The following is a 26,385-nucleotide window of genomic DNA, read 5'->3' on the forward strand; positions in this document are numbered from 1 at the left end:
GGGGTGGGCGCCACGACGAACTCCCAAAGGGTGGGCAAAGCGGAGCGTGCCCACCATTCGGTTGTGATCGGAGAGAGATGGTGAGCCCGGCGCAAGGGCGCCCTTGCCCATCCTACGGCATCTCGATCGTGGCGACCCGCTACTCCACCACCGGCTTGTCCGAGACCTCCCAGTCCTTGCCGTTGAAGACCTGGATGAACAGCGTCTTCATCGGCGTGTAGTCGTCGGGCGTGTAGCTGTAAGTGACGCCGTCGAGGAAGAAGGGCGAGTGGAAGCCGTTGAGGTTCGATGCCTGCTTCAGCACGTTGGCCCGCGTCAGCTCATCGCCGCAGCGGCGCAGGATCTCGCCCATGGTGACGGCCTGGCCGTAGCCGGCATAGGCGATGGTGTTGTCGGGCGCGATATTCGGCAGATATTTCTTGCGCAGCTCCTCGAACGCCATGGGGCCCGCATCCTTTTCCCAACGGCCGGGCCCGGCATCCTTCGCATAGCTGATCGAGACGATGTCCTTGGCATTTTCGAAGCCGGCGGCACTGAGGATGGATTTGCCGGTCGAGCCGGCCGAGAGCAGCTGCAGCGGCTTCCAGCCGAGTTCAGCCACTTTCCGGATCGACTGCGACGACGCCTTGCCGGTGGAGATGTTGTAGAAAACGTCGGCGCCGGATTTGGAGAGATTGATCAGCTGGGAATCGACCGTCGGATCGGTGAGATCGTAGGTCTGCTCCATGATCACCTGGGCAGTGCCGCCGGCATCGGCCAGCACCTTCTTGAAGGGCCCAAGGAAGTCGCGGCCGAAATCGTCGTTCTGGTAGAGGATGCCGATCTTGGCATTCGGCTTCACGCCAACGACATGCCGCGCCAGGATGCGCGCTTCGGTCGGATACAGCGGCAGGCCCGCCATCGTCCATTTGAACTCTTTCGGGTTATTCCACTTCGAGGCGCCGGTGTTGAGCAGCAGCTGCGGCACGCCCTTGGAGTTCAGATATTTGTGCACGGCGGTCTGCGGCGCTGTGCCGAGCGAGCCGTAGAGCGCCAGCACCTCCTCCTGCTCGACCAGGCGCCGCGTCGCCTCGACGCATTTCGGCGCGCTGTAGGCGTCGTCGAGCGTGAGGAAGTTGACCTTGCGTCCGTTGATGCCGCCGCCTTCGTTGAGCATCTGGAAATAGGCCTCGCCGACGCGCCCGAGCACGCCGTAGAGCGAGCCGGGGCCGGAATGCGGCACGGTCTGCCCGATCTTGATCTCGGTGTCGCTGGCGCCGGAATCGTATTTCTTCTCCGCGGCCCAGACGTAAGGCGCCGGCAGAACGGATGCGGCGATGGTGGCGAATGCGGCGGCGCTGACATCACGGCGCGATGGATTCTTGGTCATTGTTTTGTCTCTCTCCCTGGTGCGCGCATTGTGCTGGGAACGCAGCGCAGCTCGCAAGCAGGAAGTCGTCGGTTTGCGACGCAATGACGCTTAAATTGCCGGGTACTTAGCGCCTAGACTCAAGTTTTCTCGGCGACGATGACGAGGCCGCGCACCGGCTCGTTGTTCTCGTTGCGCGGCGAGCACGGCTCCAGCGTGAGCAGCTTCAGCCCGGCCTTCGCAATCGCACCCCGCGCATATTCCGCCGAATGGGCATAGCGCAGGCCTTCGCCGAGCACGATGCCATCGCCGTCATGCGTCTCCAGCGTGAAGGCGAGCACCCCGCCGGAGACGAGCACGCGCTTGGCCTCGGTGAGCACAGGCGCGAGATCGGAGAGATAGACGAACGCATCAGCGGCAACGACGAGGTTCGCACTTGCGTCGGGCTTGGTGCGCAGGCCCTCGATCATGTCGGCGACCTCGAGCTCGGCATAGAGCCCGGTGGCGCGCGCCTCCTTGATCATGCCTGATGACAGATCGATGCCGATGAAATGGTCGACCTGTTTTGCAAAAGCCGCCGCCGCAAGGCCAGTGCCGCAGCCGAGATCGATGGTGCGCTTGAAGAAGGCGGGCTTCCTCGCCGCAACGCGCGCGGCCAGCACGGCCTTGAAGATCAGCGCGGGGGCGCGATAGCCGAGATCGTTGATCAGCGCGTGCTCGAAGCGCGGCGCGTATTGATCGAACAGCGCCTGCACATAGGCCTTGGGCATCTCCGCCATCTCGGCGTCACCGAGCCGCATCAAATGCAGGCCGGCGCCGTGCTGATCCTCGGGGTCGGATCGCCGCGCTTCTCGGAACGCCGCGATCGCCTTGTCGCGCTCGCCGAGCTGCTGGCGGATCTCGCCGAGCGTGAACCAGGCCGAGGTGAAATTTGGCGCGAGCTCGATCGCCTGCTCCAGGAGATCGGCGGCGGCGGGCAGATCGCCCTTGAGCTGGAGGTCGCGCGCGAACTCGAAACGGCGGTCGGCCATGAGATCGCCGGAGGTCAGGAACAGGCGGAGCGGCATTGGGAACCAGGTGGTGACTCGAAGATGCGGTCGAGCGACCTATATAGCAGGGCATGCGCCCGCAAGACATCCTGCTGCCAACTGCTGACGGCCTGTGCTGCAAGCCCGGCGGCTTCCATATCGACCCCGTCCGCCCGGTCGAGCGTGCCTTGATCACCCACGGCCATTCCGACCACGCTCGCGCCGGTCATGGCGCCGTGCTGGCGACGCAGGAAACGCTCGACATGATGCGGCTGCGCTATGGCGAGAATTTTGCCGGATCGACGCAGGTCATCAGCTATGGCGAAGAGATCCGGCTCGGCGACGTCAAGGTCAAGTTTCACCCGGCCGGCCATGTGCTCGGTTCGGCGCAGATCGCGGTCACCTGCAAGGACACCTGCATCGTCGCATCAGGCGACTACAAGGATGCGCCCGACCCCACCTGCGTCCCGTTCGAACTGGTGCCCTGCGACGTCTTCATCACCGAGGCCACCTTTGGGCTGCCGGTGTTTCGCCATGGCGATGCGAGCGACGAGGTGAAAAAGCTGCTGGCCTCCGTCGCGCTGTTTCCCGAGCGCGCGCATCTCGTCGGCGCCTATTCGCTCGGCAAGGCCCAGCGCGTGATCGCACTGCTGCGCAAGGCCGGCTATGACGCGCCGATCTATCTGCATGGGGCGATGGAGAAGATCACCGAGTACTATCAGAGCCGCGGCATCAATCTCGGCGAGCTGCGGCCGGTGATGGGCACGAAGAAGGCGGCACTCGCCGGCACCATCACGCTGGCTCCGCCGTCGGCGACGTCGGATATCTGGGCCCGGCGCTTCCCCGACCCCGTCACTGCCTTCGCCTCGGGCTGGATGCGCGTGCGCGCCCGCGCGCGGCAGGGCGGTGTCGAACTGCCGCTGGTGATCTCCGATCATGCCGATTGGGACGGCCTCACCGCGACCATCGCGGCGACCGGCGCCGGCGAGATCTGGGTCACCCACGGCCAGGAAGATGCGCTTGTGCACTGGTGCAAGACGCAAGGCCTGCGCGCGCGGCCGCTCGATCTCGTCGGCTATGGCGAGGAAGAGGAGAGCGAGCCGCCAGCTCCAGGCGAGGCCGAAGCATGAACCGCTTCGCCGAGTTGCTCGACCGCCTCGCCTACGAGCCCGGCCGCAACAACAAGCTGCGGCTGCTGCAAGGCTATTTCCGCGAGGTCGGCGATCCCGACCGCGGCTACGCGCTGGCCGCACTCACCGGCGCGCTCAGCTTCAAGCACGCCAAGCCCGCGCTGATCCGCGACCTCATTGCCGCGCGCACCGATGAGGTGCTGTTTGGGCTGAGTTACGACTATGTCGGAGATCTCTCCGAGACGGTGGCGCTGATGTGGCCGAAGGCCGCGATGGCGGCCCACAACAACCCGCCTCCCCCTACCCTCACCGAGGTCGTCACCACGCTCCGCACGCTCGGCAAGAGCGAGCTGCCGAAGCAGCTCGAGCGCTGGCTCGACGAGCTGGATGAGACCGGCCGCTGGGCGCTGTTGAAACTCGTCGCTGGCGCCATGCGCATTGGCATTTCCGCGCGTCTGGCCAAGACCGCGGCCGCCGCGCTCGGCGGCAAGGATCCGCATGAGGTCGAGCTGATCTGGCCGGGCCTCGCGCCACCCTATCTCGATCTGTTCGCCTGGCTGGAAGGCCGCGCGGAAAAGCCTGTCAATCGCGACCCCGCGCCGTTCCGCCCGGTCATGCTCGCGCATGCGATCGAGGACAGTGATTTCGCGAGCCTCGATCCCGCCGACTACATCGCCGAATGGAAATGGGACGGCATCCGCGTGCAGGCGGTCGCCGGCCGCGACGACCATGGGCACATCACTGCGCGGCTCTATTCGCGTACCGGCGAAGACATCACCGGCAGCTTTCCGGATCTGGTGCCGTCGCTGCGCCTGCCGGGCGCAATCGATGGCGAGCTGCTGATCCTGCGCGAAGGGCGCGTGCAGAGCTTTAACGTTCTGCAACAGCGGCTCAACCGCAAGATCGTCTCGCCAAAGCTGATCAAGGAATTTCCGATCCATCTGCGCGCCTATGATCTGCTCGGCGACGACGAGAACGATCTGCGCGAGCTGCCGTTTGCTGACCGGCGCGAGCGGCTGGAGACCTTCATCGCAAAGCTTGGCGACCCGCGCATCGATCTCTCACCCACCGTCCCCTTCGCAAGCTGGGACGCGCTCACTGCTGCCCGCGCCGATCCCGCGAGCGCCGGCGCGGGCGAGGATGCCGACGCCGTCGAGGGCGTGATGCTGAAGCGGCGCGATGCGCCCTATCTGCCGGGACGGCCGAAAGGCCAGTGGTGGAAGTGGAAGCGCGATCCGCACATCATCGACGCGGTGCTGATGTATGCGCAGCGCGGCCACGGCAAGCGCTCGTCCTACTACTCCGACTACACCTTCGGCGTCTGGACCGAGACCGAGAATGGCGACGAGCTGGTGCCGGTCGGCAAAGCCTATTTCGGCTTCACCGACGAGGAGCTGCTGCAGATCGACCGCTTCGTCCGCCGCAACACCACGGAAAAATTCGGCCCCGTCCGTCATGTCGTGCACGAAGCGGACAAGGGGCTGGTGCTGGAGGTCGCGTTCGAGGGCCTGCAGCGCTCGCCGCGGCACAAATCCGGCGTCGCCATGCGTTTTCCCCGCATCAGCCGCCTGCGCTGGGACAAGCCGCCGCGGGAGGCCGACCGGCTGGAGACGCTGGAAAAAATGCTGAAAGCGGACGAATCCCTACCAACAATTAAGGTTGCGGCGTCCGCCGACGGTCATTGACGGTCCATTGCGGGTTCCCCATGTCCCCCGCCGTGACCTATAATCGGGGCGAATCCCCACGAGGAGTTTGAGATGGTCCAAGACGTCAGAGATTTGCCGGCGGGCCACAGCGATGGCCTGCACCGCTTTCTCGGCGGCTCGCCGCTGGCGGTCGCGTTTCGCCTGGTGCTGCTCTCGATCCTGGTTGGCGTCGTGCTGGCGGCGATCGGCTTCGATCCGTGGAACATCCTCATCAGCATTCGCCTGCTGTTCCAGCGCATCTGGGATCTCGGCTTCGATGCCGTGAACTGGCTGTGGCGCTACTTCCTGCTCGGCGCCGTCATCGTGATCCCGATCTGGCTGCTGTCGCGCATCTTCGGTTCACCGCGACGCTAAGTCTGGCTCAGGAGGCTAGCGGCCGATGCAACTGCGTTTTGTCGGCTGCGGCGACGCCTTCGGCTCCGGTGGCAGGCTCAACACCTGCTTTCACGTCTCGGGGCGCGAAGCCAATTTCCTGATCGATTGCGGCGCGTCGGCTTTGCCGGCGCTGAAGCGGCTCGAGATCGAGCGCAACGAGATCGACCTCATCCTCATCACGCATTTCCACGGCGACCATTTTGCCGGGCTGCCGTTCTTTCTGCTCGACGCGCAATTCTCGCGGCGGACACGACCGCTGACGATCGCAGGCCCGCAAGGCATCGAGACACGGCTCGCCCAGGCGATGGAAGTGCTGTTCGAGCACTCCTCCAAGACCAAGCACCGTTTCGAGCTGAACCTGGTCGAACTCGTCCCCGGACAAAGCCAGAGCTTCGGCGCAGTCAATGTGACGCCTTACGCCGTCGTGCACGGCGAATCCGGCGGGCCCTTCCTCGCCTACCGAGTCGAGGCCGAGGGGCGCACGCTCTCCTACAGCGCCGACACCGAATGGACTGATACGCTCATTCCGCTGGCGCATGGCGCGGACCTTTTCATCGCCGAGGCCTATATGTACGAGAAGGTGGTCAAGAACCATCTCAGCCTGAAGACCTTGGAACAGCATCTTCCTACCATTGGCGCCAAACGTCTCGTGCTCACCCATATGAGCGACGACGTGCTGTCGCGTCTCGACGCGATCGAGCATCTGGCGGCCGAAGACGGCATGGTGCTGGTGTTCTGACATGCACGCGCCCGTCCATCCCAGGGTCGGCTCCCGCCAGGTCTTCGCCATCGCCGGTCCCGCGATGGTCGCAAACCTCACCACGCCGCTGATCGGCGTGGTCTCGACCACTGCGATCGGCCGGCTCGACGATGCCGCTCTGCTTGGCGGTGTCGCGATGGCCTCTGTCATCTTCGACTGCCTGTTCTGGCTGTTCGGCTTCCTGCGCATGAGCACGCTCGCCTTCACCGCGCAGGCGCTCGGCGCCGGCGAGACGCGCGAAGAGACCGTGATCCTGGTGCGCGGCTTCATCGTCGCCGGCCTGATCGGCGGTGCGCTGATCGTGCTGCAACTGCCGCTGGCCGGCGTGCTGTTCGATCTGATGGGCGGCAGCGCGGGCGTGACGCACGCCGCAAAAACCTATTTCATGATCCGGATCTGGTCGTCGCCCTTCGCGTTCGCCAACTACGTCATCCTCGGCTGGCTGGTCGGACAGGCCCGCGCCAATCCGGCGCTCGCGGTCCAGGTCGTCATCAACCTCATCAACATGGCGGCGACGATCCTGCTGGTGCTGGTCTACGACACCGGCATCGCGGGTGCGGCGATCGCCGCGCTGCTGTCGGAGGGCATCGGCTTCGCCCTCGGCGTCATCGTCTGCCGGCGCTATGCCTATGGCGGCTTTGCCGTGCCCCGCGCGACGCTGTTCGACCGCGCCAAGCTGATGCGCCTCTTGGCGGTCAATTCCGACATCATGATCCGCACTGGGGCGCTGATCACCGTATTCCTGTTCTTCACCGCCAAGGGCGCGCGCGCCGGTGACGTGACGCTGGCCGCGAACTCCGTGCTCAACAATTTCCTGCTGGTCAGCGCGTTCTTCCTCGACGGCCTCGCCAATGCCGCCCAGCAGCTCTGCGGCCGCACTTTCGGCGCGCGCGATGCCAAGGGCTTTGCGGATTCGACCCGGCTGGTGCTGCTGTGGGGTCTCGGCTTCGCGCTGGTCGTCGCGGTGCTGTTCGCGCTGTTCGGGCCTGGTATCATCAACTTCATGACCGCGAGCGAGGATGTCCGCCGCGCGGCGCGCGAGTTCCTGCCGTTCATCGTGCTGGCGCCGATCCCCGGCGTGTTCGCGTTCGGCTTCGACGGCATCTATGTCGGTGCCACCTGGGCGCGCGAGATGCGCAATCTGATGCTGGCTTCGCTCGCGATCTTCCTAGGCGTGTGGTGGGCGCTGCAGTCGTTCGGCAATGCCGGACTGTGGTGCGCGCTGCTCGCGTTCTATGTCGCGCGCGGAGGGTTGCAGGGCGCGCGGTATCCGGCGCTGTACCGGGCGACGTTTTCTTCTCCTTCTCCCCGCTTGCGGGGACGAGACGAACAGAGCTCGCTCTGAGAAGGTCGGGATGAGGGGGAGTCTCCGCAAGGGCGGTGAGAGTTGGATTCGCGGAGAGTGCCCCTCACCCGGATTGCATCTTCGATGCAATCCGGCCTCTCCCCGCAGGCGGGGAGAGGCGAAGAAGCTAGATCCCCGGCCAGTCTTCCGCCGTCAGTGTCGCCGCATCGGCGCCGACAATTTCGGAGAGCGAGTCCCGACCCGTGCGCAGCAGCGTCGAGGTGAGATCGCGCTTGATCTCGTCGACGAGGCCGAGGCCCTTGTAGACCAGCGACGAATAGAGCTGGATCAGGCTCGCGCCGGCGCGGATCTTGGTCAGCGCCGCACCGCCGGAGTCTACCCCGCCGACGCCGATCAGCGGGAATGCGCCCTCGACGCGCACATAGGTCTCCGCGACCATGCGCGTCGACAGGCGGAACAGCGGCCGGCCGGACAGGCCGCCCTGCTCCTTCGCCCGCATCTCCTCGCGCAGCGTGCTCGGCCGCGCGATGGTCGTGTTGGACACGATCATGCCATCGACCTTGCGCGAGCGCGCGACCTGGACGACGTCGTCGAGCTGGGCGAGGCTCAGATCCGGCGCGATCTTCAGCAGCACCGGCGTATCGCCTGCCTTCTGCCTGACACGCTCGCGCGCGTCGATCACGCGTCCGAGCAGATCGTCGAGCAGCGCGCCCTCCTGCAGATTGCGCAGGCCCGGCGTGTTCGGCGAGGAGACGTTGACGGTGAAATAGCTGGCGACCGGCGCAAAGGTTTCGATCAGCTTGACGTAGTCGGCGACGCGATCGGGCGAGTCCTTGTTGGCACCGACATTGACGCCGACGATGCCGCCATTCGCCGCGCGCGCGGCGAGCCGGCGCAGCACGGCTTCGGCGCCGTCATTGTTGAAGCCCATGCGGTTGATGACGGCCTCGTCGCGCTCGAGCCGAAACAGCCGCGGCCGCGGATTTCCCGCCTGCGGTTTCGGCGTCACCGAGCCGATCTCGACAAAGCCGAAGCCGAGCCGCAGCAACGCGTCGGGCACCTCCGCGCTCTTGTCGAAGCCCGCGGCCATGCCGATCGGGTTCGGGAAGTTGAGCCCGAAGGCGCGCACCGCAAGCTTGGGATCGTCGGTGCGCGGCTTCACCGGCGGCAGGAAGCGCAGGCCCTGGATGGCGAGGCGGTGCGCGTCCTCCGGATCGAGCCAGCGCAGCACCGGCAGTGAGAATGCATCGAAGGCGCGGATCACGGCGCAAGCTCCGGCGTGTCGTGGCCACCATCGGAGCGGATGCTGAGGTTCATCACCGCAAGCACGGCGCCGAGATCAAGCTCGCCATAGAGATGCGGAAACAGCTCGTCATTGCGCGAGCGCTCCCAGCGCAAGCCTGCGCCAAGCGCATCGCCGTCGACCTCGACCAGGAACAGCGCGCGCTGGCCGAAATAGTGCTTGCGCAGAGTCTCAGGCACCTGGCTCGCGGTCGAGAAATGGATGAATCCGTCGCGCACGTCGTCCGCGCTGCCCCGGTACACGCCCTGCCGTTCCGCTTCGCGCCAGGCCGAGGCCAGACAGATTTTGTAGATCTTGACCACCGCTTACCGGAGCCCTGTTTGCTCGCTGAGTCAGCTCTTTGACTCTCTTGGGGTTTTTCGTCTTGTACGGGTCTCAAAACCCGGCGCGACCGTAAAGGCCGCCCCTCCCGAACTCAAGACCTCAAGCCTTTTCCGCTCCGATTTCATCGGAACGGAGCTCTAGATTCTGGGTTTGACGCGTTTTCTGGACGCGAACCGCTATCCACTTCGCTTGAAAACGCTTTCCCCGACACCCCTTGCGCGAAAAACGGAAAACCGGTTGATTTGAGGATAGTTTTCCTGAGTTGCGACGGGCTGGACCTTCCATGGTCAAACAGGCCAAAGCGCAGAGGATGCTGACCCACGACCAGATCTGGGCCGCGCTGGACCGGCTGGCCGCGCGCGCCGGACTGTCGCCATCAGGTCTTGCCAAGCGGGCCGGGCTCGACCCCACCACCTTCAACAAGTCCAAGCGCGTCACCTCCGATGGCCGCGAGCGCTGGCCCTCCACCGAATCGATTGCGAAGGCACTGGCGGCCGCTGAAGCGTCGATCGAGATCTTTGCCAGGCTGATCGATGACGACAGGGGCGACGGCCGCACGATACCGCTGCTCGGCTTCGCGCAAGCCAGCGCGAACAGCGCGTTCGACGAGCAGGGCTCTCCGTCCGGCAAGGGCTGGAGCGAGATCGCGCTGCCGACCAGTGATGACATCAGCGCCTTTGCACTGGAGATTTCCGGGGACGCGCTGATGCCGGCCTATCGCAACGGCGACGTCATCCTGGTCTCGCCTGGCGCACCGGTCCGCAAGGGGGACCGTGTGGTGGTGAAGACGAAGGCGGGCGAGATGATGATAGCAACGCTGAAGCGCCGTACGGCGAAGGCGCTGGAGTTGCAGCCGCTCGATGCGACGCTAGGAGAACGGGCGATGGCGGCGGGGGATGTGGCGTGGGTCGCACGGATCGTATGGGCGAGCCAGTGAGGCGCAAGGCTGTCGCCCCGCATCCAGTGTCGTCCCGGCGAACGCCGGGACCCATAACCACGGGGAGAAGTTTTGCGAAGGGTAGGAGTTACGCGTTCTTCGGTACGAAGACCGCGATTCCGCGATAGATCACGCGGTATGGGTCCCGGCGTTCGCCGGGACGACAGCGGAGTGTGGAGCGGCGAGCAACTCGCCCTCACGCACTCCTGGCCAGCGCACCGTCGATCATGTTCACCGCGTTCTGCACGCCGTACACCGCGACGAAGGAGCCGAAGCGCGGGCCTTTTTCCTGGCCGAGCAGCACCTGGTACAGCATGTTGAACCAATCGAGCGTCACGCCCGGGCGACCGTCCTTACCCTTCTTGACCTGGTCGAGGAATGGTTCGCGGCGGCCGATCTCGTAGACGACGTTCTGGATGTCCTCGGCCGAGGCCTCCGCCGGAAGCTGCGAGAGCGCATCGCGCAGATCCTGCAACGCGGCGCGCTCAACCTCGGTCGGCTCGCGGAACTGCTTCGTCGGCGCGACGAAGTCGCGATAGTAGTTGATGGCGTAGCCGACCATCGCGTCCAGCTTTGGATGCGTCTGCGGGCTGACGCCGGGACGATAGCGGCCGATGAAGCCCCACAGCGTCTCGGCGTTTTCCGCGTTCGACGACGACACCAGCGTGAGCAGCAGCTGGAACGTGACGGGCATATCGCCCTGCGGCGGCTTGCCGTTGTGGATGTGCCAGACCGGATTGCCGAGCTGTTGCTTGTCATCCTGCCTGAGGAAGCCGTCGATGAATTGCTGGTAGTCGTCGACCTGGCGCGGGATGACGTCGAAGAACAGCCGCTTCGCCGCCTTCGGCTCGCGATACATGAACAGCGACAGCGATTCCGGCGAGGCGTAGCGCAACCACTCGTCGATGGTGAGGCCGTTGCCCTTCGACTTCGAGATCTTCTGGCCCTTCTCGTCGAGGAAGAGCTCGTAGTTGAAGCCTTCCGGCGGCGTGGCACCGAGCGCCCGGGCGATGGCGCCGGACAGTTTTACGGAATCGATCAGGTCCTTGCCGGCCATCTCGTAGTCGACGCCGAGCGCCACCCAGCGCATCGCCCAGTCGGCCTTCCACTGACATTTTACATTTCCGCCGGTGACCGGCGTTTCGACTTCCTCGTTGGTGTCAGGGTCGACATAGGTCACCGTGCCAGCCGCGACGTCGCGGCGGATCATCGGCACCTGCAGCACGATGCCCGTGGTCTTGCTGATCGGGAGGAACGGCGAATAGGTCGCGCGACGATCCGGGCCGAGCGTCGGCAGGATGATGTCCATGATCTTGTCGTAGGCGGCGAGCATCTTCAGCAGCGTCGCATCGAAGCGGCCGGACTTGTAATAGACGGTCGAGCTCGCGAACTCGTAGTCAAAGCCGAAATGATCCAGGAACGCGCGCAGGCGCGCATTGTTGGCGTCGCCGAACGACGGATGCTCGTTCGAGAACGGATCCGGCACCGACGTCAGCGGCCGCCCCAGATATTGCGCCAGCAGATCCTTGTTCGGCACGTTGTCAGGCACCTTGCGGAAGCCATCCATGTCGTCGGAGAAGGCCAAGAGGCGCGTCTTGATCTTGTCCTCGGTCAGCACGCGGAAGGCATGACGCACCATCGAGGTGCGCGCGACCTCGCCGAACGTGCCGATATGCGGCAGGCCGGAGGGACCGTAGCCGGTCTCGAACAACACCTCGTCCTTCGGGCTCTTCTTCAGCCGCGCGACAATGGCCTTCGCCTGCTCGAACGGCCAGGCGTTGGATTGTTCGGCGAGCGCACGAAGATCGCTCGGGCTCATGTTGGGATCGATAACGGACATCAAGGGGCCTCCGGGCCGCGGAAAATAGCGATTTCCGGGCAGAATGCAAAAGTTGGCGCGACGATCGCCGCTCTGACTCCCTCGCCCGTTCTTACGGGGAGAGGGTTGGGGTGAGGGACTGCTTCCACAATCACGGTGAGAGCTGGACTCGCGGAGAGTCCCCCTCACCCGGAATTTGCTCTCGCAAATTCCGCCTCTCCCCGCAGGCGGGGAGAGGCGAGGAAGCTAAAACGGGCTCACCGAAAAATACTTCAGCCACAGGTCGGTGTAGCGGCCTTTTTCCCAGACGCGAAACAGGGCCCAGTTCAGGGCCTGGCGCAGCACGTCGTTCCCCTTGCGCACGGCGATGCCGATGCCTTCACCGAAGAAGCGGCTCTCGACGAAAGGGCCGCCGGAGAAGGCGCAGCAATCGCCTGAGTCGGTGCCGTTGATCCAGAACGCCAGCGAGATGGCGTCGCCGAAGATGAAATCGACCTCGCCCTTGCGCAAGCCGGCGCGAAGCGCGTCGTCGTTGGGATAGGCGTGCAGCTCGGCATCGGTGAACATCGCTTTCAGATAGGCCTCATGCGCGGAGCCCGCGATGACGCCGACCTTCTTGCCTTCGAGATATTCGGGCCGGATCTCCGGCATCACCGCATCCTTGCGCGAGGCGAAGCGCGCCGGCACGCGGTAATACGGATCGGTGAAATCGACACGGGCGCGCAGCTGCGGGCTCACCGCCATGGAGGCGATGATCGCATCGCCCCGGTTCGAGGTGAGCGCATCGACCAGCGTCTCGAAGCGGCGCATCTGCACGGTACAGCTGACCTTGATCTCCTCGCACAGCGCGCGTGCGAGATCGACGTTGAAGCCAGCCGGATTGCCGTCAGCGCCGGTGAAGTTGAACGGCGGGTAGTCGGTCTCGGTCAGAAAGCGGATCACGGTCAGGCGCGACAGGTCCGGCCGCTCCGGGCGCCGCCGCGGATCCCAGAAGCCTGGCACCGCCTGGGGGGCGGCTTGGGGTGCGGTCGGGGTGGTCGTCTGGGGCGCCGCGGGGGGTTGCTTGGCTGGAGCCTGCGCACTAGCGCCGGACATGCTTGCCAACAGGCACGCGGCGACAGCCAGCCCCGTCAGCAAGCCACGGACAGATTTGGACGATTTCGCCTGTTGCGATGGAGCCATCGGCCGGAAATGAATGAATTTCGTTGGGATCGGAAGGCCTTATAGACCATCCGGCCGGGAACGCGAGCGCGGAATGTGGTTACTCCGCCGTCATGCCCGCCCCCTCAGAGATACTTCTTCAAATCCGCCGCCGCCTCTTCCGGGGTCCGCTTCAGGTTGAACGGCGAGACGAACCGGCCGTCGCGGTCCATCAGGTAGATCAGCGCGGTGTGATCCATGGTGTAGTCGCCGTCCTTGGTCGGGACCTTCTTGGCATAGACCCGGTAGGAGGTGATCACCTTGGCGGTCTCGGCGGGATCGCCGGACAGGCCTTCGAGATGCGGATCGAAGCTGGAGAGATAGTCCTTCATGGTCGCGGGCGTGTCGCGCTCGGGATCGACCGAGATGAAGACGGCGTTGACCTTGTCGGCATCCTTGCCCATCGCGCGCAGCACTTCCGACATCTCGAACAGCGAGGTCGGGCAGACGTCAGGGCAATGGGTGTAGCCGAAGAAGATCAGGGTCGGCTTGCCCTTGAGGCTCGCCTCGGTGACGGCCTTGCCGTTCTGGTCGGTGAGCTGGAACGGGCCGCCGATCGCCGCCGGCTGCGTCACCTTGCTGACCCCGCCCATGGCCCAGAACAGCACCAGCAGGCCGACGACGAGGCTCGAGGCGAAGGCGGTCGCGATCACCAGCGGACGGGCAGTGGAACTCATGAGCGGAAAACTTCCTGTCGCGGGTCAGAAGCAGGCCGCAAAGCCGGTCCTGATCATTTCGAAGAACACCTGGGTGCCGTAGTGGAACCAGAGCGCGAGCGCGCCGATCACCAAAAGCCCACCGACGCCGGCCCCCGTCCACAGCAGCACGGATGGCGTGCGCCCGGCAGTGGGCGAATTGTCCTGTAGCTGACGTACCGGATGCGCTGGTTGAGCCATGACAAGGTTCGGGGCGGGGGGCCCGGGTTCCAGACCTTCAGATATGCCTTGGCCCGCCGGCGGGCAAGGCGCCGCCGGCGGGCCAAAACGATGCCGTTAGCCGATGTCAGTGAAGCAGCTGGCCCCGGGCGGAGTCGAGCTGATCAGATTGCGGCAGGGGCCGGCGCGACGGCTTGATCGCCGAGGCCTGCGCGTCGAGGTAACAGGGCTTGTACATCGCCTGAAGCTGCCTGCCTTTCAGGAACAGCATATGCGGCGTGAGGCCGCCGCGCTGTGAGATCCAGCGCTTCACCTGCGAGGGATACATCGCATAGAGCATCTGGGTGGCTTCGGGATTGGTGACGGCGCGGCCGTTGCTGCCGAAATCCCAGGCGGCGTGGAAGCCGAGGGTCGCGTTTGAGGTGACGCAGATCCGATCGCGCGGGATGGCGCCGAGGACGATGGTACAGGCGGACGCGCACAGGCCATCGATGATGACGGTGTCGCCTGATTGCCGCAGGTCCTGGTACTTGTCGACGTAGGTTCCGATCCGGCCGCCGCGGTCATCCGCGATCCGAACCACCGCGTGAGACGCCCCCATGCAAGCGATCAAACAAACCGCCGCAAGCAACCCCGTCAGAAACTTCATTGGCCCCCGCCCCAGTCGTTTCGAATCTGCGTGTCAGGTGGTGATGCGTGCCTAGCGTCGGTCGTTACCGTGGTTTTGTCTAGGCAGGCCGGCTCGATCAAAACAAATTCAAATCCAGTGTTGCGTCCGCGCTGCACTCAGGCAGCCTCAATCCCAAAGTGGAACAAGTTAACGATGCCTTACGCGACACGCCCTTGATCTCAGTTACGGCAACTGGCTTCAATTCCGGGCAACTACAGGGGGGAACTCATGGCCGGGCATTCGACCGAGCAGGCCGACGTCATTGTCGTCGGCGGAGGACTATCGGGACTGGTGGCGGCGACCGAGATCGCCGACGCCGGCAAGCGCGTGATCGTGGTCGACCAGGAAGGGGAGCAGTCGCTCGGCGGCCAGGCGTTCTGGTCGTTCGGCGGATTATTCCTGGTTGATTCGCCGGAGCAGCGTCGGCTCGGCATCAAGGACTCGTTTGAGCTCGCGATGCAGGACTGGCTCGGCACCGCCGGCTTCGATCGCGACGAAGATCACTGGCCGCGGAAATGGGCCGAGGCTTACGTCGCGTTCGCCGCCGGCGAGAAGCGCGACTGGCTGCGCGCGATGGGGCATCGCATCTTCCCCGTGGTCGGCTGGGCCGAGCGCGGCGGCTATGACGCGATGGGCCACGGCAATTCGGTGCCGCGCTTTCACGTCACCTGGGGCACCGGCCCCGGCATCGTCGAGCCGTTCGAACGCCGCGCCCGCGAGGCCGCAAAGAGCGGCCGCCTGGTCTTCAAGTTCCGTCACCGCGTCGACGCGCTGTCCGTCACCAACGGCACGGTGGACGGCGTCAGCGGCGCGATCCTCGCAGCCGATAACGTCGAGCGCGGCAAGAGCTCGTCGCGCAATGTCGTCGGCGAGTTCGCACTGAAGGCGCAGTCCGTGATCGTCGCCTCCGGCGGCATCGGCGGCAATCATGACCTGGTGCGCGCGAACTGGCCGAAGCGGCTCGGCGATCCCCCGAGATTCATGATCTCAGGCGTGCCGGAGCATGTCGACGGCCGCATGATCGGCATCACCGAGAAGACAGGCGCGCGGCTGATCAACCGCGACCGCATGTGGCATTACGTCGAGGGCATCCAAAACTGGAATCCGATCTGGCCGCGCCACGGCATCCGCATCCTGCCCGGGCCCTCCTCGATGTGGTTCGACGCCACCGGCGCCCGGCTGCCGGCGCCGCTGTTCCCGGGCTCGGACACGCTCGGGCAGCTCAATTACATCATGTCATCTGGCTATGATTATTCCTGGTTCGTCCTGACCCAGGCCATCATCAAGAAGGAGTTTGCGCTGTCGGGGTCGGAGCAGAACCCTGACCTCACGGGCAAGAGCTGGCGCATGACCTTGCGCCGCGCCACCAACAAGGGCGCGCCGGCGCCGGTGGAGGCGTTCAAGAGCCACGGTGTCGACTTCATCGTGCGCGACAAGCTCGAGGACCTCGTCGCCGCCATGAACAAGCTTGCCGGCAACGATCTGCTCAAGCTCGAGCACATCAGGACGCAGATCGAGGCGCGCGACCGCGAGATCGCCAACCCCTACGTCAAGGATGCGCAGGTGATGAACATCCACAACGCACGGCGCTACATCGGCGACAGACTGATCCGCACCGCCTCGCCGCATCGCATCCTCGATCCGGAGAAGGGACCGCTGATCGCAGTGAAGCTCAACATCCTCACCCGCAAGACGCTGGGCGGCTTCGAGACCGATCTCGACTCGCGCGTGTTCGGCGCCGAGGGAAGTGTCATTCCCGGGCTCTATGCGGTGGGCGAAGCCGCAGGCTTCGGCGGCGGCGGCGTGCACGGCTATCGCTCGCTGGAGGGCACCTTCCTCGGCGGCTGCCTGTTCTCCGGCCGCAATGCCGGCCGCGCCGCGGCGAAAGCGGTGGGCTGAACCATGCGGTGGCAGATGCGCATCTTGCTGCTTGTTGCGGCCCTCGCAGCACCGCCATCCGCATCCGCCGATACGATCGACGTCAATGGCACGATGCGCTCCTTCACCGTGCAATCGCCCACGAAGAAGCCGGCGCCGCTGGTGGTCGTGCTCCACGGCAAGACCCAGCGCGGCGCCGATATGATCGCGCGGACGGCGTGGCCGCAGGTCGCGAAGCGCGAAGGTTTTGCCGTGGTCTTTCCTGATGGCCTCAACCATGCCTGGGCCGATGCGCGGACAAAGGCCGGGCCCGAGCTGCGTGGTCCGCCTCCGGGCACCGATGACGTCGCCTTCATCGCGAAGCTCGTCGACAAGTTGGTGGCCGATGGCACGGCCGATGCCAAACGCGTCTATGTCACCGGCGTCTCCAACGGCGGCGCCATGGTGATGACGCTGGTCTGCGCGCGCGCCGATCTGTTTGTCGCCGGCGCCAGCGTGATCATGAATCTCACCGATGAGTCTGCGGTCACCTGCCACCCCTCGCGACCGCTGCCGATGCTGCTCATGAACGGCACGGCCGATCCGCTGATCCCCTATGAGGGCGGACGCGGATCGAGCTATTTTGCCGCAGACGGGTTCTGGTCAACCGAGACGACCGTGGCTTTCTGGCGCGAGCTCAATGGCTGCGAGACCGACGACGCCGATGTGACGGACATGCCCGACAAGGCGCCCGCAGACCAGTCCACCGTCACGCGGATTTCCTCGCGCTGTCCAACGGGGCACGACGTCGTGCTCTATCGCATCAACGGCGGCGGACACCGCATGCCCGGCTTTGCGCCGGATGCCCGTTTCCCGAAGGTCGCGACCGGCCTGCTCGGGCCGCAGAATGGCGATATCGACGGCGCCGAGACGATTTGGGCTTTCTTCAGCCGGTTTCGGTGAACCAGCGCATGCGTCGCCGGCCATTCATGCATGGCGGGCAACGCAAATGCGTACCGGGGGTGGCACAGCGCGGGGGGCTGCGCTAGACAGGGCCGCCATTCCCTGAAGGAGATCCCGCAAATGAGCATTCAGCGTTTTGAAACCGGCCCGCGCATGAGCCAGGTCGTCGTGCACGGCGACACCGTCTATCTCGCCGGCGTCGTCGCCAGCAACGCGGCCGGCGAAAGCGTGACCAAGCAGACTCAGGACATCCTGAAGACCATCGACGGCCACCTCGCCAAGGCCGGCACCGACAAGTCGAAGCTGCTGTCGGCCACGATCTACATCACCGACATGAAGACGTTCCAGGAAATGAACGCCGTGTGGGACGGCTGGGTCTCGCCCGGCAACACCCCGGCCCGCGCCACCGTCGAAGCCAAGCTGGCCGCGCCGCAGTACACCGTCGAGATCATGGTGACCGCAGCGAAGTAATTCGCGCAGCATCAACATGCGACCGGAGCGCGATGAGATTCTCATCGCGCTCTTTTTTTGCGGGCACATGATCTCCGAGGTAATCGATCCCTGCGCGCGAACCTTCGATAGTCCGCTCAGCCGAAACAGAACGGCGCCATCGCAGGAGAGCACCATGAGCGACCACGTCACCATCGCCCGCCGCTATATCGATCTCTGGAACGAGCGCGCGCAAGTTCGCCGCCGCGAATTGCTCAGCGAGTTCTGGACGACGGATGCAAGCTATGTCGATCCGCTGATGAAGGGCGATGGACGAGATGGCATCGATGCCTTGATATCGGGCGTGCAGCAGCGCTTTCCTGACTTCAGGTTCAGCCTGATCGGCGAGCCCAACGGTTACGGCGACCATGTCCGCTTCTCATGGGGCCTCGGCCCTGATGGCGTCGACAGTCCGATCAAGGGGACAGATTTCGCCGTGCTGAAGGACGGGCGGATCAGGAGCGTCACGGGATTCCTGGATCAGGTGCCCGCGGGCGCGTGAGGGACGAGCATCGCCTCAAACTCCGCTGTCGTCCCGGCCTTCGCCGGGACGACAGCTGTGATGTGACTCGTGCTCGGCTTAATCTACCAACCGATACGCAGCCTTCGCATTCACCCCGAATGCCTTCTCGCGCACGCTTGGCCCGAGCTTCGCCAGGCACACCTCCAGCGCGCTCTTGATCTCGCCGTAGCTGCCGGCGAGCAGGCACACCGGCCAGTCCGAGCCGAAGATCAGGCGATCCTCGCCAAAGCATTTCGCGACGTGCTGGACAAAGGGAAACAGCCGCTCGGCGCCCCAATCGTCCCACTTCGCTTCCGTCGCAAGACCTGAGACCTTGCACCAGACATTGTCGCAGGCAGCCAGCGTCGCGATGCGCTCGGACCATTCGGCGCTGCCGCCGTCGGCGATCGGCGGTTTTGCGGCGTGGTCGAGCACGAAGCGGGCTTGCGGAAAGGCCTTTGCAGCCGCGATCGCGGCAGGCAGCTCGCGGGTGCGGACGAGGAAATCGTAGGTGAGATCACGGGCGAACATTTCAGCCAGTCCGCGCCGGACGTCGTCGCGCAGCAGCCAATCGGGGTCGGCCTCGTCGTGGACCTGGTGGCGGATGCCGACCAGCTTTGAGCCGCCCGGCAAGGTGCGCAGGCGATCGATGGTATCGCCGAGCGCGGCGTCGGTCAGATCGGCCCAGCCGACGACGCCGATGACGGAGGGCGTGGCGTGCGCGACGCCCAAGAACTCCTCGGTCTCCGCGAGCGACGAGCGGCATTGCACCACGATGCTTGCATCGATGCCGTTCGCCTGCAGCAGCGGCGCCAGATCGGCGGGGCCGAAGGCGCGGCGGATCGGCGCAAGCTCAGGCGCCATCATCCAGGGGTAGTCGGCGCGCGCGGGATCCCAGAAATGCTGGTGGGCGTCGATGGGCATGGCTCACGCTCCGCCCGGCAGCGGCGCCCGGGCGTCCACGAGGTTCTTGGCGCGCAGCTCCTGCCAGAAGGCTTGCGGCACCGCGCGCTCCGACATCGCGATATTGTCGGCGACCTCGCTCGCGTTGCGCGCGCCCATCACGGCGACCGTCACAGCCGGATGGGCCATGCAGAACTGGAGCGCGGCGGCTTTCAGCTCGGTGCCATGCTTGCGGCAGAGCTGGTCGAGTTCGATCGCGCGCGACACGAGTGCCGCGCCGGCGTCCTCATAGTTGAACTTCGCGCCCGTGTGCGGATTGGCAAGGATACCGCTGTTGTAGATACCGCCGAGCAGAATGCCGATGTTCTTCGCAGCGCAGACCGGGAACAGCGCGTCCAGCGCGCCCTGGTCGAGCAGCGTGTAGCGGCCGGCAAGCAGGAAGCAGTCGACCGGGACGGCTTCGGCGAAACGCGTGAGCATTTCGCATTGGTTCATGCCGGAACCGATCGCCTTCACGGTGCCGTCGTCACGAAGCCGCATCAGCGCGCGGAAGGCACCATTGACGGCGGCATCATAATGATCGTCGGGGTCATGCACGAGCAGGACGTCGACGCGATCGAGCCCGAGGCGGTCGAGGCTCTCCTCCACCGAGCGCATCACGCCGTCATAGCTGAAGTCGAATTTCGGCCGCAGCGCAGGCGCGTCCTTGAAATGATCGTCCTCGACCGTCGTACTGTCAGGCGTGCGCAGCAAGCGGCCGACCTTGGTCGAGATCGCATAGGACTCGCGCGGCTGTTGCCGCAGGAAAGCACCTAGTCGTTCTTCCGCCAGGCCGAAGCCATAGAGCGGCGCGGTATCGAAGAAGCGGACACCTAGCGACCAGGCCTTGGCGACGGTCGCCTCCGCGTCCGCATCGCTGACCGCCGAGAACAGGCCGCCGAGCGGCGCCGAGCCAAGGCCGATTGAAGTGACATCGAGACCGTGAGCCAACTGCGTACGCTTCATTGCAATGTCCTTCCCATGCGCAAAAAGTAGCACTCCCTCCCCCGCGAGCGGGAGAGGGAGTGTAGCGCAGGAACGTTGGGCTGGTAACGTTCCTACTTCAACAGCTTGGCGACGTTATCCTTGGTCACGAGGTCGAGGCCGGTGTAGATCACTTCCGGAACCTTCTGGCCCTTCTTGATCGCGAGCAACGTGTCCATCGACTTCTCGCCCATTTCGAACGGGCGCTGGCCGGTGAGCGCGTTGGAGTAGCCGTCGCGCAGCAGCTCGAGCTGCATCTTCAGCGTATCGGCGACGACGAGCGTCAGCTTGCCGCTATCGATTTCCTTCTTGTTCTTGTTGACGAAGGCCTTGAAGCCCTCAGGCGCGAACATCGGCCAGCCGCCGACCGGAACGATCGCGGCGAGATCCGGCGTCGCGGTCCGCAAGTCCGTCATCTGCTGGACCGCAAGCGCGGAATCGTCGTTGCAGAAGGTCGGCGAACCCTGCACCTCGACCCACTTCGAGCCCTTGAGCGCCTCGCGGACGCCATCGACGCGTTCCGCAAGGTTCTTCGCACCCGGGCCACCGGAGACCATGGCGTATTTGCCGCCCTCGGGCCGGAGCTGCAGCAATTGCTTGCCCAGCGCAAGTCCGAAGTCCTTGTTGTTGGTGCCGATATAGGCGATGCGCTTGGAGCCCGGCGCGTCCGCATCAAACGTGATGACGGGGATGCCGGCCGCGGTCGCAGCCTCAATCGACTTGGTCATGGACGCAACGTCGGCCACCGAGATCGCGAGGCCATCCACCTTCTGGGTGATGAAGTCCTGGATGATCTGCGCCTGCGTCGCCGGCTCGTGCTCGATCGGCCCCTTGTAGATGCACTCGACATTGCCGAGCTCCTTGGCTCGCTTCAGGCAGCCGTCACGCGCCACGTCGAAGAACGGATTGTTCATCGCCTTGGGAACGACGGCAAACTTATAGGTCTGGGCAAGTGCCGGGGTTGCCATCATCGCGATGGTCACGCCGGCCAACAGAAGCTTCTTCATACTATTCCCTCCACACAGTGATGCCTATCCATTTGTGATGTGATGCCCCGGCAGGCGGATAGACGATCTTTCGTTGTCCTGCCGGAGTAACTGGTTAAGTGTTAAGTCATGCGCGAGCGAATGCGATCGACCAGCACGGCAAGGATGATGATCACGCCCACCAGCGTCTGCTGCCAGTAGGAGTTGACCTGCGCGAGCACGAGGCCGTTGCGGATCACCTCCAGCAGCACGCAGCCGACGATGGCGCCCAACGGACCGCCGAGGCCGCCGGCGAGGTTGGCGCCGCCGATGACCGCGGCGGCGATGACGTTGAGCTCGTAAGATGTCGCCATGTTCGCGGGCGCGGATCCCAGCCAGCCCGAGATGATGATGCCTTGCAGGCCGGCGGCGAGCGCGCAGAGCACATAGACTTCGATCTTCACGCGCACGACCGGGATGCCGGTCAATTCCGCCGCCTTCTCGTTGCCGCCGAGCGCGAAGACGTGGCGACCGAAGGTCGTATGATGCAGCACGACCGCCATCACCACGGCGAGGATCATCAGGTAGATGAACGGCGCGGGCACGCCGTATACGTCACCCGAGGTCAACGCGTAGAACAGATCCGCATCGGGCCCGCCCGGAAAGCTGCCACGGCCGTTCGAGACCACATAAGCGAGCCCGCGCACGATCGAAAGCATGCCGAGCGTGGTGACGAAGGGCGACAGCCCGAGCACCGCAATGCAGAAGCCGTTGATAATCCCGACGATGAACGCGGCGAACAGCCCGGCAAGCACCGAGATCACCAGGATCAATCCGGGCAAATTGGCGATGACCGTCTTGCCGTCCGCTGCCATGTGGACGAAATACGATCCTGGTGTCGACAGCTCGACCATGACCATGGAGGTGATCATGGCGGAAAAACACATCATCGAGCCGACGGAGAGGTCAATGCCGCCAGTGATGATGACGAACGTGATTCCGAGCGTTGCGATGGCGATGAATGAGAAATTCTTCGCCACGTTCTGCATGTTGCCCTCGGTGAAGAAGTAAGGGCTGGCAAAACGCATCACGATCATCAGCACCACGAGCGCCAGCAGGACGTAGCCAGTCTGCGAGGCAAATATGCCGCGGTGCCACCATTTGCTGCGGCCGACATTGGCGAAGGAGATCGGGTTTTCCATGGGTACGGACATTACGCCGCCTCCTTCGCGCCGGTAATGAGGGCGGTGACTTCCTCGGGGGACGTGTCGTGGATCGGCTTGTCGGCCCGCTTCTCGCCGCGGCGCATGACGATCACACGGTCGCAAACCGCGAACACGTCGGGCATGCGGTGGGAGATCAGCATCACGGCGACGCCCTGCTCCTTCAGACGGTGGATCAGGCTGAGCACCTGCTCGACCTGGCGCACCGAAATCGCGGCCGTCGGCTCGTCCATCATCACGAGCTTGGCGTTGGACAGCCGCGTGCGCGCGATCGCCACCGCCTGACGCTGGCCGCCCGACATCTGCTTGACCAGATCATGCGGCCTGGTTTCCGAGCGCAGCTCGCCGAACAGATCGAGCGCGCGTGCCGCCATCGCCTTGTGATCGAGCAGCGCGAGGGGGCCGAATTTGCGCTTGAGCTCGCGGCCGAGGAACACGTTAGCCGCGGCCGTCAGATTGTCGGCAAGCGCAAGGTCCTGATAGACGACTTCGATCCCGACGGCGCGTGCGTCGATGGGCCGGTTGAAATGGACCGCGGCGCCGTCGAAGCGGATCTCACCGTGGGTTGGGCGGAAGTTGCCGGCGATGATCTTGACCAGCGTCGACTTGCCGGCGCCGTTGTCGCCCATCAGGCCGACCACTTCGCCCGGGTGGACATGCAGATCGACGTCATGCAGCGCGCGGATCGCGCCGAACTCCTTGCCGATCCCGGTCAATTCCAGCACCGGCTGGCCGCTTGTGGAAGAGGTTGTCATGCTCGGCCTCACTCAGACGTACCGGTTGACGAGAGATTCGAGATATTCCTGACGGCCCGACCGCGGCTGCGGATCGAAGCCGGGGGCTAGCGCGCGATCAGAGAGATCGGCCAACGATCGCTTGCCTGCCATGATGGCCTGCCCTTCGCTATTGGTCCATCCGGCATACCGCTCAGTGACCGGCCCGGTCAGCGCCTCGGCGTCGAGCATGTCGGCCGCGGCGAGCAGCGCCCGTGCGCAGGCATCCATCGAGCCGACATGGGCGTGGATCAGATCGTCAGGGTCGATCGATTGACGCCTGATCTTGGCGTCGAAATTGAGACCGCCAGTGCTGAAGCCGCCTCCCTTGATCATGTCGTGGAACACCAGGGCCAGCTCCGGCACATTCATGGCGAACTGGTCGGTGTCCCAGCCGAGCAGATCGTCGCCTCTGTTGATGTCGAGCGAGCCGAACACGCCGAGCGCCTGGGCCAAGGCCACCTCATGCTGGAAGGAATGGCCGGCGAGGATGGCGTGATTCTGCTCGATGTTGAGCTTGACGTCCTTGAGCAGGTCATAGCGCTGCAGGAAGCCGTAGCAGGTGGCGACGTCGAAATCATATTGATGCTTGGTCGGCTCCTTCGGCTTGGGCTCGATCAGCAGCGGGCCCTTGAAGCCGATCTTGTGCTTGTGCTCGACGACGAGCGAGACGAAGCGGCCCAGTTGGTCGAGTTCGCGCTTGAGATCGGTGTTGAGCAGGGTCTCGTAGCCTTCGCGGCCGCCCCACAGCACGTAGTTCTGCCCGCCGAGCCGGTTCGTCACCTCCAGCGCAGCGCGGACCTGGCCGGCGGCATAGGTGAAGATATCAGGATCGGGATTGGTCGCCGCTCCCGCCATGTAGCGACGATGCGTGAACAGGTTCGCGGTGCCCCACAGCAGCCGCACCTTTGCTGACGCCATCTTCTTCTCGAAGATGTCACCGATCGCATTGAGATTGGCGACGGATTCGGCAAGCGTCGCGCCTTCGGGCGCGGCATCGACGTCGTGGAACGTGAAGAAGGGGACGTCGAGCAGGCGGAACAGCTCGAAGGCGATGTCGGCCTTGGCGCGCGCCATCGCCATGGCGTCGGTGCCGCGATGCCATGGACGGAGGAACGTCTCGCCGCCGAAGGGATCGCCGCCCGGCCAGCAGAACGAATGCCAGTAGCAGACCGCGAAGCGCAGATGATCCTCGAGCCGCTTGCCGCGAACGACGCGATCCTTGTCATACCAGCGGAAGGCCAGCGGATTTTTGGCGTCCTTGCCGCCATAGGCGACCGGGTCGGCTGCGCCGAAGAATTTTGGTAACGCGTTCACAGTGAAAACTCCTTCAGCGCGGGGTAGAGCTTGCGCCACTGGTGATAGGCCTCGTCATAGGCCGCAGTGCGCGACGGGTTGGGTGCGAAAGTCGCAAGGCGCCGCGGACGCGTGCAGACTTGCGCGGGATTTTCCGCCGTGGCGGCGAGCCGGCCGAGCCGGGCAGCGCCGAGCGCGGCGCCGACTTCGCCTTCCTCGACGCGATGCACGGGAATGCCGAGCACGTCGGCGCAGATCTGCGCCCACAGCGCCGAGCGCGAACCGCCACCGACGAGATCGAGTTCCGAGATGGCCGAGCTGGCACTGCCGAGCGCGGCAAGATTGTCGCGCGCGGCAAAGGCGACGCCTTCGAGCACGGCCTGCACGATTGCGTCGCGCCCGGTGGCGCCGCGCAGGCCGACGAAGGCACCGGCCGCGGCGGCATCGTTGTGCGGCGTGCGCTCGCCATCGAGATAGGGCAGGAACTTCACCGGGCCCGGTCCGGCCACGCTGTCGCCGAGCGGCGCGAGCAGCGATGCCGTCGGCGTCGCCATCACGCCGGAGAGCCAGGCGAGCGAAGCGGCGGCCGAGAGCATCACGCCCATCTGGTGCCAGAGGCCGGGCAGCGCATGACAGAAGGCGTGCACGGCGAAGGCCGGCGCCGGCGCAAACTTGTCGGTGACGCGGAAGATGACGCCGGAGGTGCCGAGCGACAGGAAGGCATCGCCCGGTGCGATCGCCCCGAGCCCGATCGCGCTCGCCGCGTTATCGCCGGCGCCGCCGGCAACGACGACGTTCTTTGCCATGCCCCAGCGCTGCGCGAACTCGCCCGCAAGCGTTGCGCTCGCCTCGCTGCCCTCGACCAGGCGCGGCATGTGGTGCAGATCGAGCCCGGTGGCGTGCAGCAGCAGCGCCGACCAGCGGCGATGGCCGACGTCGAGCCAGAGCGTGCCTGCGGCATCCGACATATCCTCGACCATCTCGCCGGTCAGGCGATAGCGGACATAGGCCTTTGGCAGCAGCACCTTGGCGACGCGCTTGAAAACATCGGGCTCATGCCCCGCGACCCACAGCAGTTTTGGCGCGGTAAAGCCGGGCATCGCCAGATTTCCGGCAATGGCATGCAGCGAGGGGCAGCGGCGCTCGAGCTCGACGCACTCAGCATGCGAACGGCCATCGTTCCAGAGGATCGCCGGCCGCAGCGGGTGTCCGTCAGCGCCAAGCAGCGTCGCGCCATGCATCTGGCCCGACAGGCCGATGCCGCGCACGCTCGCGACATCACCGGGATGAGCGGCGGCGAGATCGTCGACGGCGCCAATGGCAGCCTCGACCCAGGAATCCGGATCCTGCTCGGACCACAGCGGCTGCGGATGCGACAGCGCAAGCTCGCGCGCAGCCGTCGCGACAACCGCGCCAGCCTCGTTCACGAGCACCGCTTTCACACCGGACGTGCCGATGTCCAATCCGATAAACAAACGCGTCCCTCCCTCTTCGTTTTGAGCGTGGTCCGTCCGGAAACCATACTGTTCCGGATCACGCTGGCGCGGTGCACGATCTGACGTCGCGCTTTCCGCAATCACTCAACTCAACACACAACGCACCGAGCCCTT

General features: G+C 65.0%; 26 protein-coding genes. 10 read left to right on the forward strand and 16 right to left on the reverse strand.

Annotated features, from left to right (window positions below; genetic code table 11):
- Positions 1-139: 139 nt before the first annotated feature.
- A complete protein-coding gene (locus L6639_RS24130; protein WP_237864123.1) occupies positions 140-1,369 on the reverse strand; it encodes an ABC transporter substrate-binding protein in 1,230 nt (409 codons plus the stop codon).
- Positions 1,370-1,488: 119 nt separating this feature from the next.
- On the reverse strand, positions 1,489-2,415 hold the full coding sequence (locus L6639_RS24135; RefSeq protein ID WP_237864124.1) for a class I SAM-dependent DNA methyltransferase: 927 nt from the start codon (positions 2,413-2,415) through the stop codon (positions 1,489-1,491).
- A 53-nt stretch (positions 2,416-2,468) separates the two neighbouring features.
- On the opposite strand from L6639_RS24135, the gene L6639_RS24140 reads away from it, so the two are divergent.
- The 5 genes from L6639_RS24140 to L6639_RS24160 all read left to right on the forward strand — a co-directional run bounded on the left by L6639_RS24140 (position 2,469) and on the right by L6639_RS24160 (position 7,692).
- Entirely contained in the window at positions 2,469-3,506 is a 1,038-nt protein-coding gene (locus L6639_RS24140; RefSeq protein ID WP_237864125.1) for a ligase-associated DNA damage response exonuclease, read from the forward strand.
- The gene (locus L6639_RS24145; protein ID WP_237864126.1) at positions 3,503-5,191 is read left to right on the forward strand and encodes an ATP-dependent DNA ligase; all 1,689 of its coding nucleotides are present in this window, start codon (positions 3,503-3,505) and stop codon (positions 5,189-5,191) included. Before L6639_RS24140 ends, L6639_RS24145 begins: the two co-directional genes overlap by 4 nt.
- 72 nt (positions 5,192-5,263) lie before the next feature.
- A complete protein-coding gene (locus tag L6639_RS24150) occupies positions 5,264-5,566 on the forward strand; it encodes a DUF6460 domain-containing protein (protein ID WP_212240614.1) in 303 nt (100 codons plus the stop codon).
- A gap of 25 nt (positions 5,567-5,591) precedes the next feature.
- Positions 5,592-6,326 carry an MBL fold metallo-hydrolase gene (locus tag L6639_RS24155; RefSeq protein WP_237864127.1) on the forward strand — a complete coding sequence of 245 codons (735 nt, stop codon included), beginning with the start codon at positions 5,592-5,594 and terminating at the stop codon, positions 6,324-6,326.
- Position 6,327: 1 nt separating this feature from the next.
- Positions 6,328-7,692 (forward strand): MATE family efflux transporter, encoded by a 1,365-nt coding sequence (locus L6639_RS24160; RefSeq protein WP_237864128.1) that lies wholly within the window; start codon positions 6,328-6,330, stop codon positions 7,690-7,692.
- A 127-nt stretch (positions 7,693-7,819) separates the two neighbouring features.
- Here L6639_RS24160 and L6639_RS24165 read toward each other — a convergent pair whose 3' ends face one another.
- Both L6639_RS24165 and L6639_RS24170 read right to left on the reverse strand, forming a co-directional pair.
- Positions 7,820-8,917, reverse strand: coding sequence for a quinone-dependent dihydroorotate dehydrogenase (locus L6639_RS24165; RefSeq protein WP_237864129.1), 1,098 nt, complete (start codon positions 8,915-8,917; stop codon positions 7,820-7,822).
- A complete protein-coding gene (locus tag L6639_RS24170; protein ID WP_237864130.1) occupies positions 8,914-9,258 on the reverse strand; it encodes a DUF952 domain-containing protein in 345 nt (114 codons plus the stop codon). Before L6639_RS24170 ends, L6639_RS24165 begins: the two co-directional genes overlap by 4 nt.
- Before the next feature lie 305 nt (positions 9,259-9,563).
- On the opposite strand from L6639_RS24170, the gene L6639_RS24175 reads away from it, so the two are divergent.
- Positions 9,564-10,217 carry a S24 family peptidase gene (locus L6639_RS24175; RefSeq protein WP_237864131.1) on the forward strand — a complete coding sequence of 218 codons (654 nt, stop codon included), beginning with the start codon at positions 9,564-9,566 and terminating at the stop codon, positions 10,215-10,217.
- A 196-nt stretch (positions 10,218-10,413) separates the two neighbouring features.
- Here L6639_RS24175 and L6639_RS24180 read toward each other — a convergent pair whose 3' ends face one another.
- The 5 genes from L6639_RS24180 to L6639_RS24200 form a co-directional block, all read right to left on the reverse strand.
- Positions 10,414-12,057 (reverse strand): lysine--tRNA ligase, encoded by a 1,644-nt coding sequence (locus L6639_RS24180; protein ID WP_237864132.1) that lies wholly within the window; start codon positions 12,055-12,057, stop codon positions 10,414-10,416.
- A 225-nt stretch (positions 12,058-12,282) separates the two neighbouring features.
- The gene (locus tag L6639_RS24185) at positions 12,283-13,218 is read right to left on the reverse strand and encodes a transporter substrate-binding domain-containing protein (protein ID WP_237864133.1); all 936 of its coding nucleotides are present in this window, start codon (positions 13,216-13,218) and stop codon (positions 12,283-12,285) included.
- Positions 13,219-13,322: 104 nt separating this feature from the next.
- Positions 13,323-13,913 (reverse strand): SCO family protein, encoded by a 591-nt coding sequence (locus L6639_RS24190; RefSeq protein ID WP_237864134.1) that lies wholly within the window; start codon positions 13,911-13,913, stop codon positions 13,323-13,325.
- 24 nt (positions 13,914-13,937) lie between these two features.
- Entirely contained in the window at positions 13,938-14,132 is a 195-nt protein-coding gene (locus L6639_RS24195; protein WP_237864135.1) for a hypothetical protein, read from the reverse strand.
- A gap of 106 nt (positions 14,133-14,238) precedes the next feature.
- Entirely contained in the window at positions 14,239-14,760 is a 522-nt protein-coding gene (locus L6639_RS24200; protein WP_237864136.1) for a Clp protease/crotonase-like domain-containing protein, read from the reverse strand.
- 249 nt (positions 14,761-15,009) lie between these two features.
- Here L6639_RS24200 and L6639_RS24205 point away from each other — a divergent pair, with 249 nt between their 5' ends.
- The 4 genes from L6639_RS24205 (at position 15,010) to L6639_RS24220 (ending at position 18,592) form a co-directional block, all read left to right on the forward strand.
- Positions 15,010-16,680 carry an FAD-binding dehydrogenase gene (locus L6639_RS24205; protein ID WP_237864137.1) on the forward strand — a complete coding sequence of 557 codons (1,671 nt, stop codon included), beginning with the start codon at positions 15,010-15,012 and terminating at the stop codon, positions 16,678-16,680.
- A 15-nt stretch (positions 16,681-16,695) separates the two neighbouring features.
- Positions 16,696-17,601: a CE1 family esterase gene (locus L6639_RS24210; RefSeq protein ID WP_377818888.1), complete on the forward strand. Its 906-nt coding sequence runs from the start codon at positions 16,696-16,698 to the stop codon at positions 17,599-17,601.
- A gap of 120 nt (positions 17,602-17,721) precedes the next feature.
- Positions 17,722-18,072: a RidA family protein gene (locus tag L6639_RS24215; RefSeq protein ID WP_057742620.1), complete on the forward strand. Its 351-nt coding sequence runs from the start codon at positions 17,722-17,724 to the stop codon at positions 18,070-18,072.
- A 154-nt stretch (positions 18,073-18,226) separates the two neighbouring features.
- Positions 18,227-18,592 carry a nuclear transport factor 2 family protein gene (locus L6639_RS24220; protein ID WP_237864139.1) on the forward strand — a complete coding sequence of 122 codons (366 nt, stop codon included), beginning with the start codon at positions 18,227-18,229 and terminating at the stop codon, positions 18,590-18,592.
- Positions 18,593-18,670: 78 nt separating this feature from the next.
- Here L6639_RS24220 and L6639_RS24225 read toward each other — a convergent pair whose 3' ends face one another.
- The 7 genes from L6639_RS24225 to xylB all read right to left on the reverse strand — a co-directional run bounded on the left by L6639_RS24225 (position 18,671) and on the right by xylB (position 26,250).
- Positions 18,671-19,516, reverse strand: a complete 846-nt coding sequence (locus L6639_RS24225; RefSeq protein ID WP_237864140.1) for an amidohydrolase family protein — start codon at positions 19,514-19,516, stop codon at positions 18,671-18,673.
- Positions 19,517-19,519: 3 nt separating this feature from the next.
- A complete protein-coding gene (locus tag L6639_RS24230) occupies positions 19,520-20,500 on the reverse strand; it encodes an aldo/keto reductase (protein WP_237864141.1) in 981 nt (326 codons plus the stop codon).
- Positions 20,501-20,592: 92 nt separating this feature from the next.
- Positions 20,593-21,525 carry a sugar-binding protein gene (locus L6639_RS24235; protein ID WP_237864142.1) on the reverse strand — a complete coding sequence of 311 codons (933 nt, stop codon included), beginning with the start codon at positions 21,523-21,525 and terminating at the stop codon, positions 20,593-20,595.
- Between the two features lie 101 nt (positions 21,526-21,626).
- Positions 21,627-22,697 carry an ABC transporter permease gene (locus tag L6639_RS24240; protein ID WP_237864143.1) on the reverse strand — a complete coding sequence of 357 codons (1,071 nt, stop codon included), beginning with the start codon at positions 22,695-22,697 and terminating at the stop codon, positions 21,627-21,629.
- Complete coding sequence (locus tag L6639_RS24245) at positions 22,697-23,461, reverse strand: ATP-binding cassette domain-containing protein (protein WP_237864144.1); 765 nt, start codon at positions 23,459-23,461, stop codon at positions 22,697-22,699. The genes L6639_RS24240 and L6639_RS24245 overlap by 1 nt, the downstream gene beginning before the upstream one ends.
- 12 nt (positions 23,462-23,473) lie before the next feature.
- A complete protein-coding gene (xylA, locus tag L6639_RS24250) occupies positions 23,474-24,796 on the reverse strand; it encodes a xylose isomerase (protein WP_237864145.1) in 1,323 nt (440 codons plus the stop codon).
- A complete protein-coding gene (xylB, locus tag L6639_RS24255) occupies positions 24,793-26,250 on the reverse strand; it encodes a xylulokinase (protein ID WP_237864146.1) in 1,458 nt (485 codons plus the stop codon). The genes xylA and xylB overlap by 4 nt, the downstream gene beginning before the upstream one ends.
- Positions 26,251-26,385: the final 135 nt, after the last annotated feature.

The sequence above is a fragment of the Bradyrhizobium zhengyangense genome (assembly GCF_022012555.1).
In the GTDB taxonomy this organism is placed as follows: domain Bacteria; phylum Pseudomonadota; class Alphaproteobacteria; order Rhizobiales; family Xanthobacteraceae; genus Bradyrhizobium; species Bradyrhizobium zhengyangense.

Excerpts from the sequence above, each read along its gene's own strand:
- L6639_RS24130 (WP_237864123.1), bottom strand. The coding sequence starts at position 1,369 with ATGACCAAGAATCCATCGCGCCGTGATGTCAGCGCCGCCGCATTCGCC.
- L6639_RS24135 (WP_237864124.1), bottom strand. The coding sequence starts at position 2,415 with ATGCCGCTCCGCCTGTTCCTGACCTCCGGCGATCTCATGGCCGACCGC.
- L6639_RS24140 (WP_237864125.1), top strand. The coding sequence starts at position 2,469 with ATGCGCCCGCAAGACATCCTGCTGCCAACTGCTGACGGCCTGTGCTGC.
- L6639_RS24145 (WP_237864126.1), top strand. The coding sequence starts at position 3,503 with ATGAACCGCTTCGCCGAGTTGCTCGACCGCCTCGCCTACGAGCCCGGC.
- L6639_RS24150 (WP_212240614.1), top strand. The coding sequence starts at position 5,264 with ATGGTCCAAGACGTCAGAGATTTGCCGGCGGGCCACAGCGATGGCCTG.
- L6639_RS24155 (WP_237864127.1), top strand. The coding sequence starts at position 5,592 with ATGCAACTGCGTTTTGTCGGCTGCGGCGACGCCTTCGGCTCCGGTGGC.
- L6639_RS24160 (WP_237864128.1), top strand. The coding sequence starts at position 6,328 with ATGCACGCGCCCGTCCATCCCAGGGTCGGCTCCCGCCAGGTCTTCGCC.
- L6639_RS24175 (WP_237864131.1), top strand. The coding sequence starts at position 9,564 with ATGGTCAAACAGGCCAAAGCGCAGAGGATGCTGACCCACGACCAGATC.
- L6639_RS24180 (WP_237864132.1), bottom strand. The coding sequence starts at position 12,057 with ATGTCCGTTATCGATCCCAACATGAGCCCGAGCGATCTTCGTGCGCTC.
- L6639_RS24185 (WP_237864133.1), bottom strand. The coding sequence starts at position 13,218 with ATGGCTCCATCGCAACAGGCGAAATCGTCCAAATCTGTCCGTGGCTTG.
- L6639_RS24190 (WP_237864134.1), bottom strand. The coding sequence starts at position 13,913 with ATGAGTTCCACTGCCCGTCCGCTGGTGATCGCGACCGCCTTCGCCTCG.
- L6639_RS24195 (WP_237864135.1), bottom strand. The coding sequence starts at position 14,132 with ATGGCTCAACCAGCGCATCCGGTACGTCAGCTACAGGACAATTCGCCC.
- L6639_RS24200 (WP_237864136.1), bottom strand. The coding sequence starts at position 14,760 with ATGAAGTTTCTGACGGGGTTGCTTGCGGCGGTTTGTTTGATCGCTTGC.
- L6639_RS24205 (WP_237864137.1), top strand. The coding sequence starts at position 15,010 with ATGGCCGGGCATTCGACCGAGCAGGCCGACGTCATTGTCGTCGGCGGA.
- L6639_RS24210 (WP_377818888.1), top strand. The coding sequence starts at position 16,696 with ATGCGCATCTTGCTGCTTGTTGCGGCCCTCGCAGCACCGCCATCCGCA.
- L6639_RS24215 (WP_057742620.1), top strand. The coding sequence starts at position 17,722 with ATGAGCATTCAGCGTTTTGAAACCGGCCCGCGCATGAGCCAGGTCGTC.
- L6639_RS24220 (WP_237864139.1), top strand. The coding sequence starts at position 18,227 with ATGAGCGACCACGTCACCATCGCCCGCCGCTATATCGATCTCTGGAAC.
- L6639_RS24225 (WP_237864140.1), bottom strand. The coding sequence starts at position 19,516 with ATGCCCATCGACGCCCACCAGCATTTCTGGGATCCCGCGCGCGCCGAC.
- L6639_RS24230 (WP_237864141.1), bottom strand. The coding sequence starts at position 20,500 with ATGAAGCGTACGCAGTTGGCTCACGGTCTCGATGTCACTTCAATCGGC.
- L6639_RS24235 (WP_237864142.1), bottom strand. The coding sequence starts at position 21,525 with ATGAAGAAGCTTCTGTTGGCCGGCGTGACCATCGCGATGATGGCAACC.
- L6639_RS24240 (WP_237864143.1), bottom strand. The coding sequence starts at position 22,697 with ATGTCCGTACCCATGGAAAACCCGATCTCCTTCGCCAATGTCGGCCGC.
- L6639_RS24245 (WP_237864144.1), bottom strand. The coding sequence starts at position 23,461 with ATGACAACCTCTTCCACAAGCGGCCAGCCGGTGCTGGAATTGACCGGG.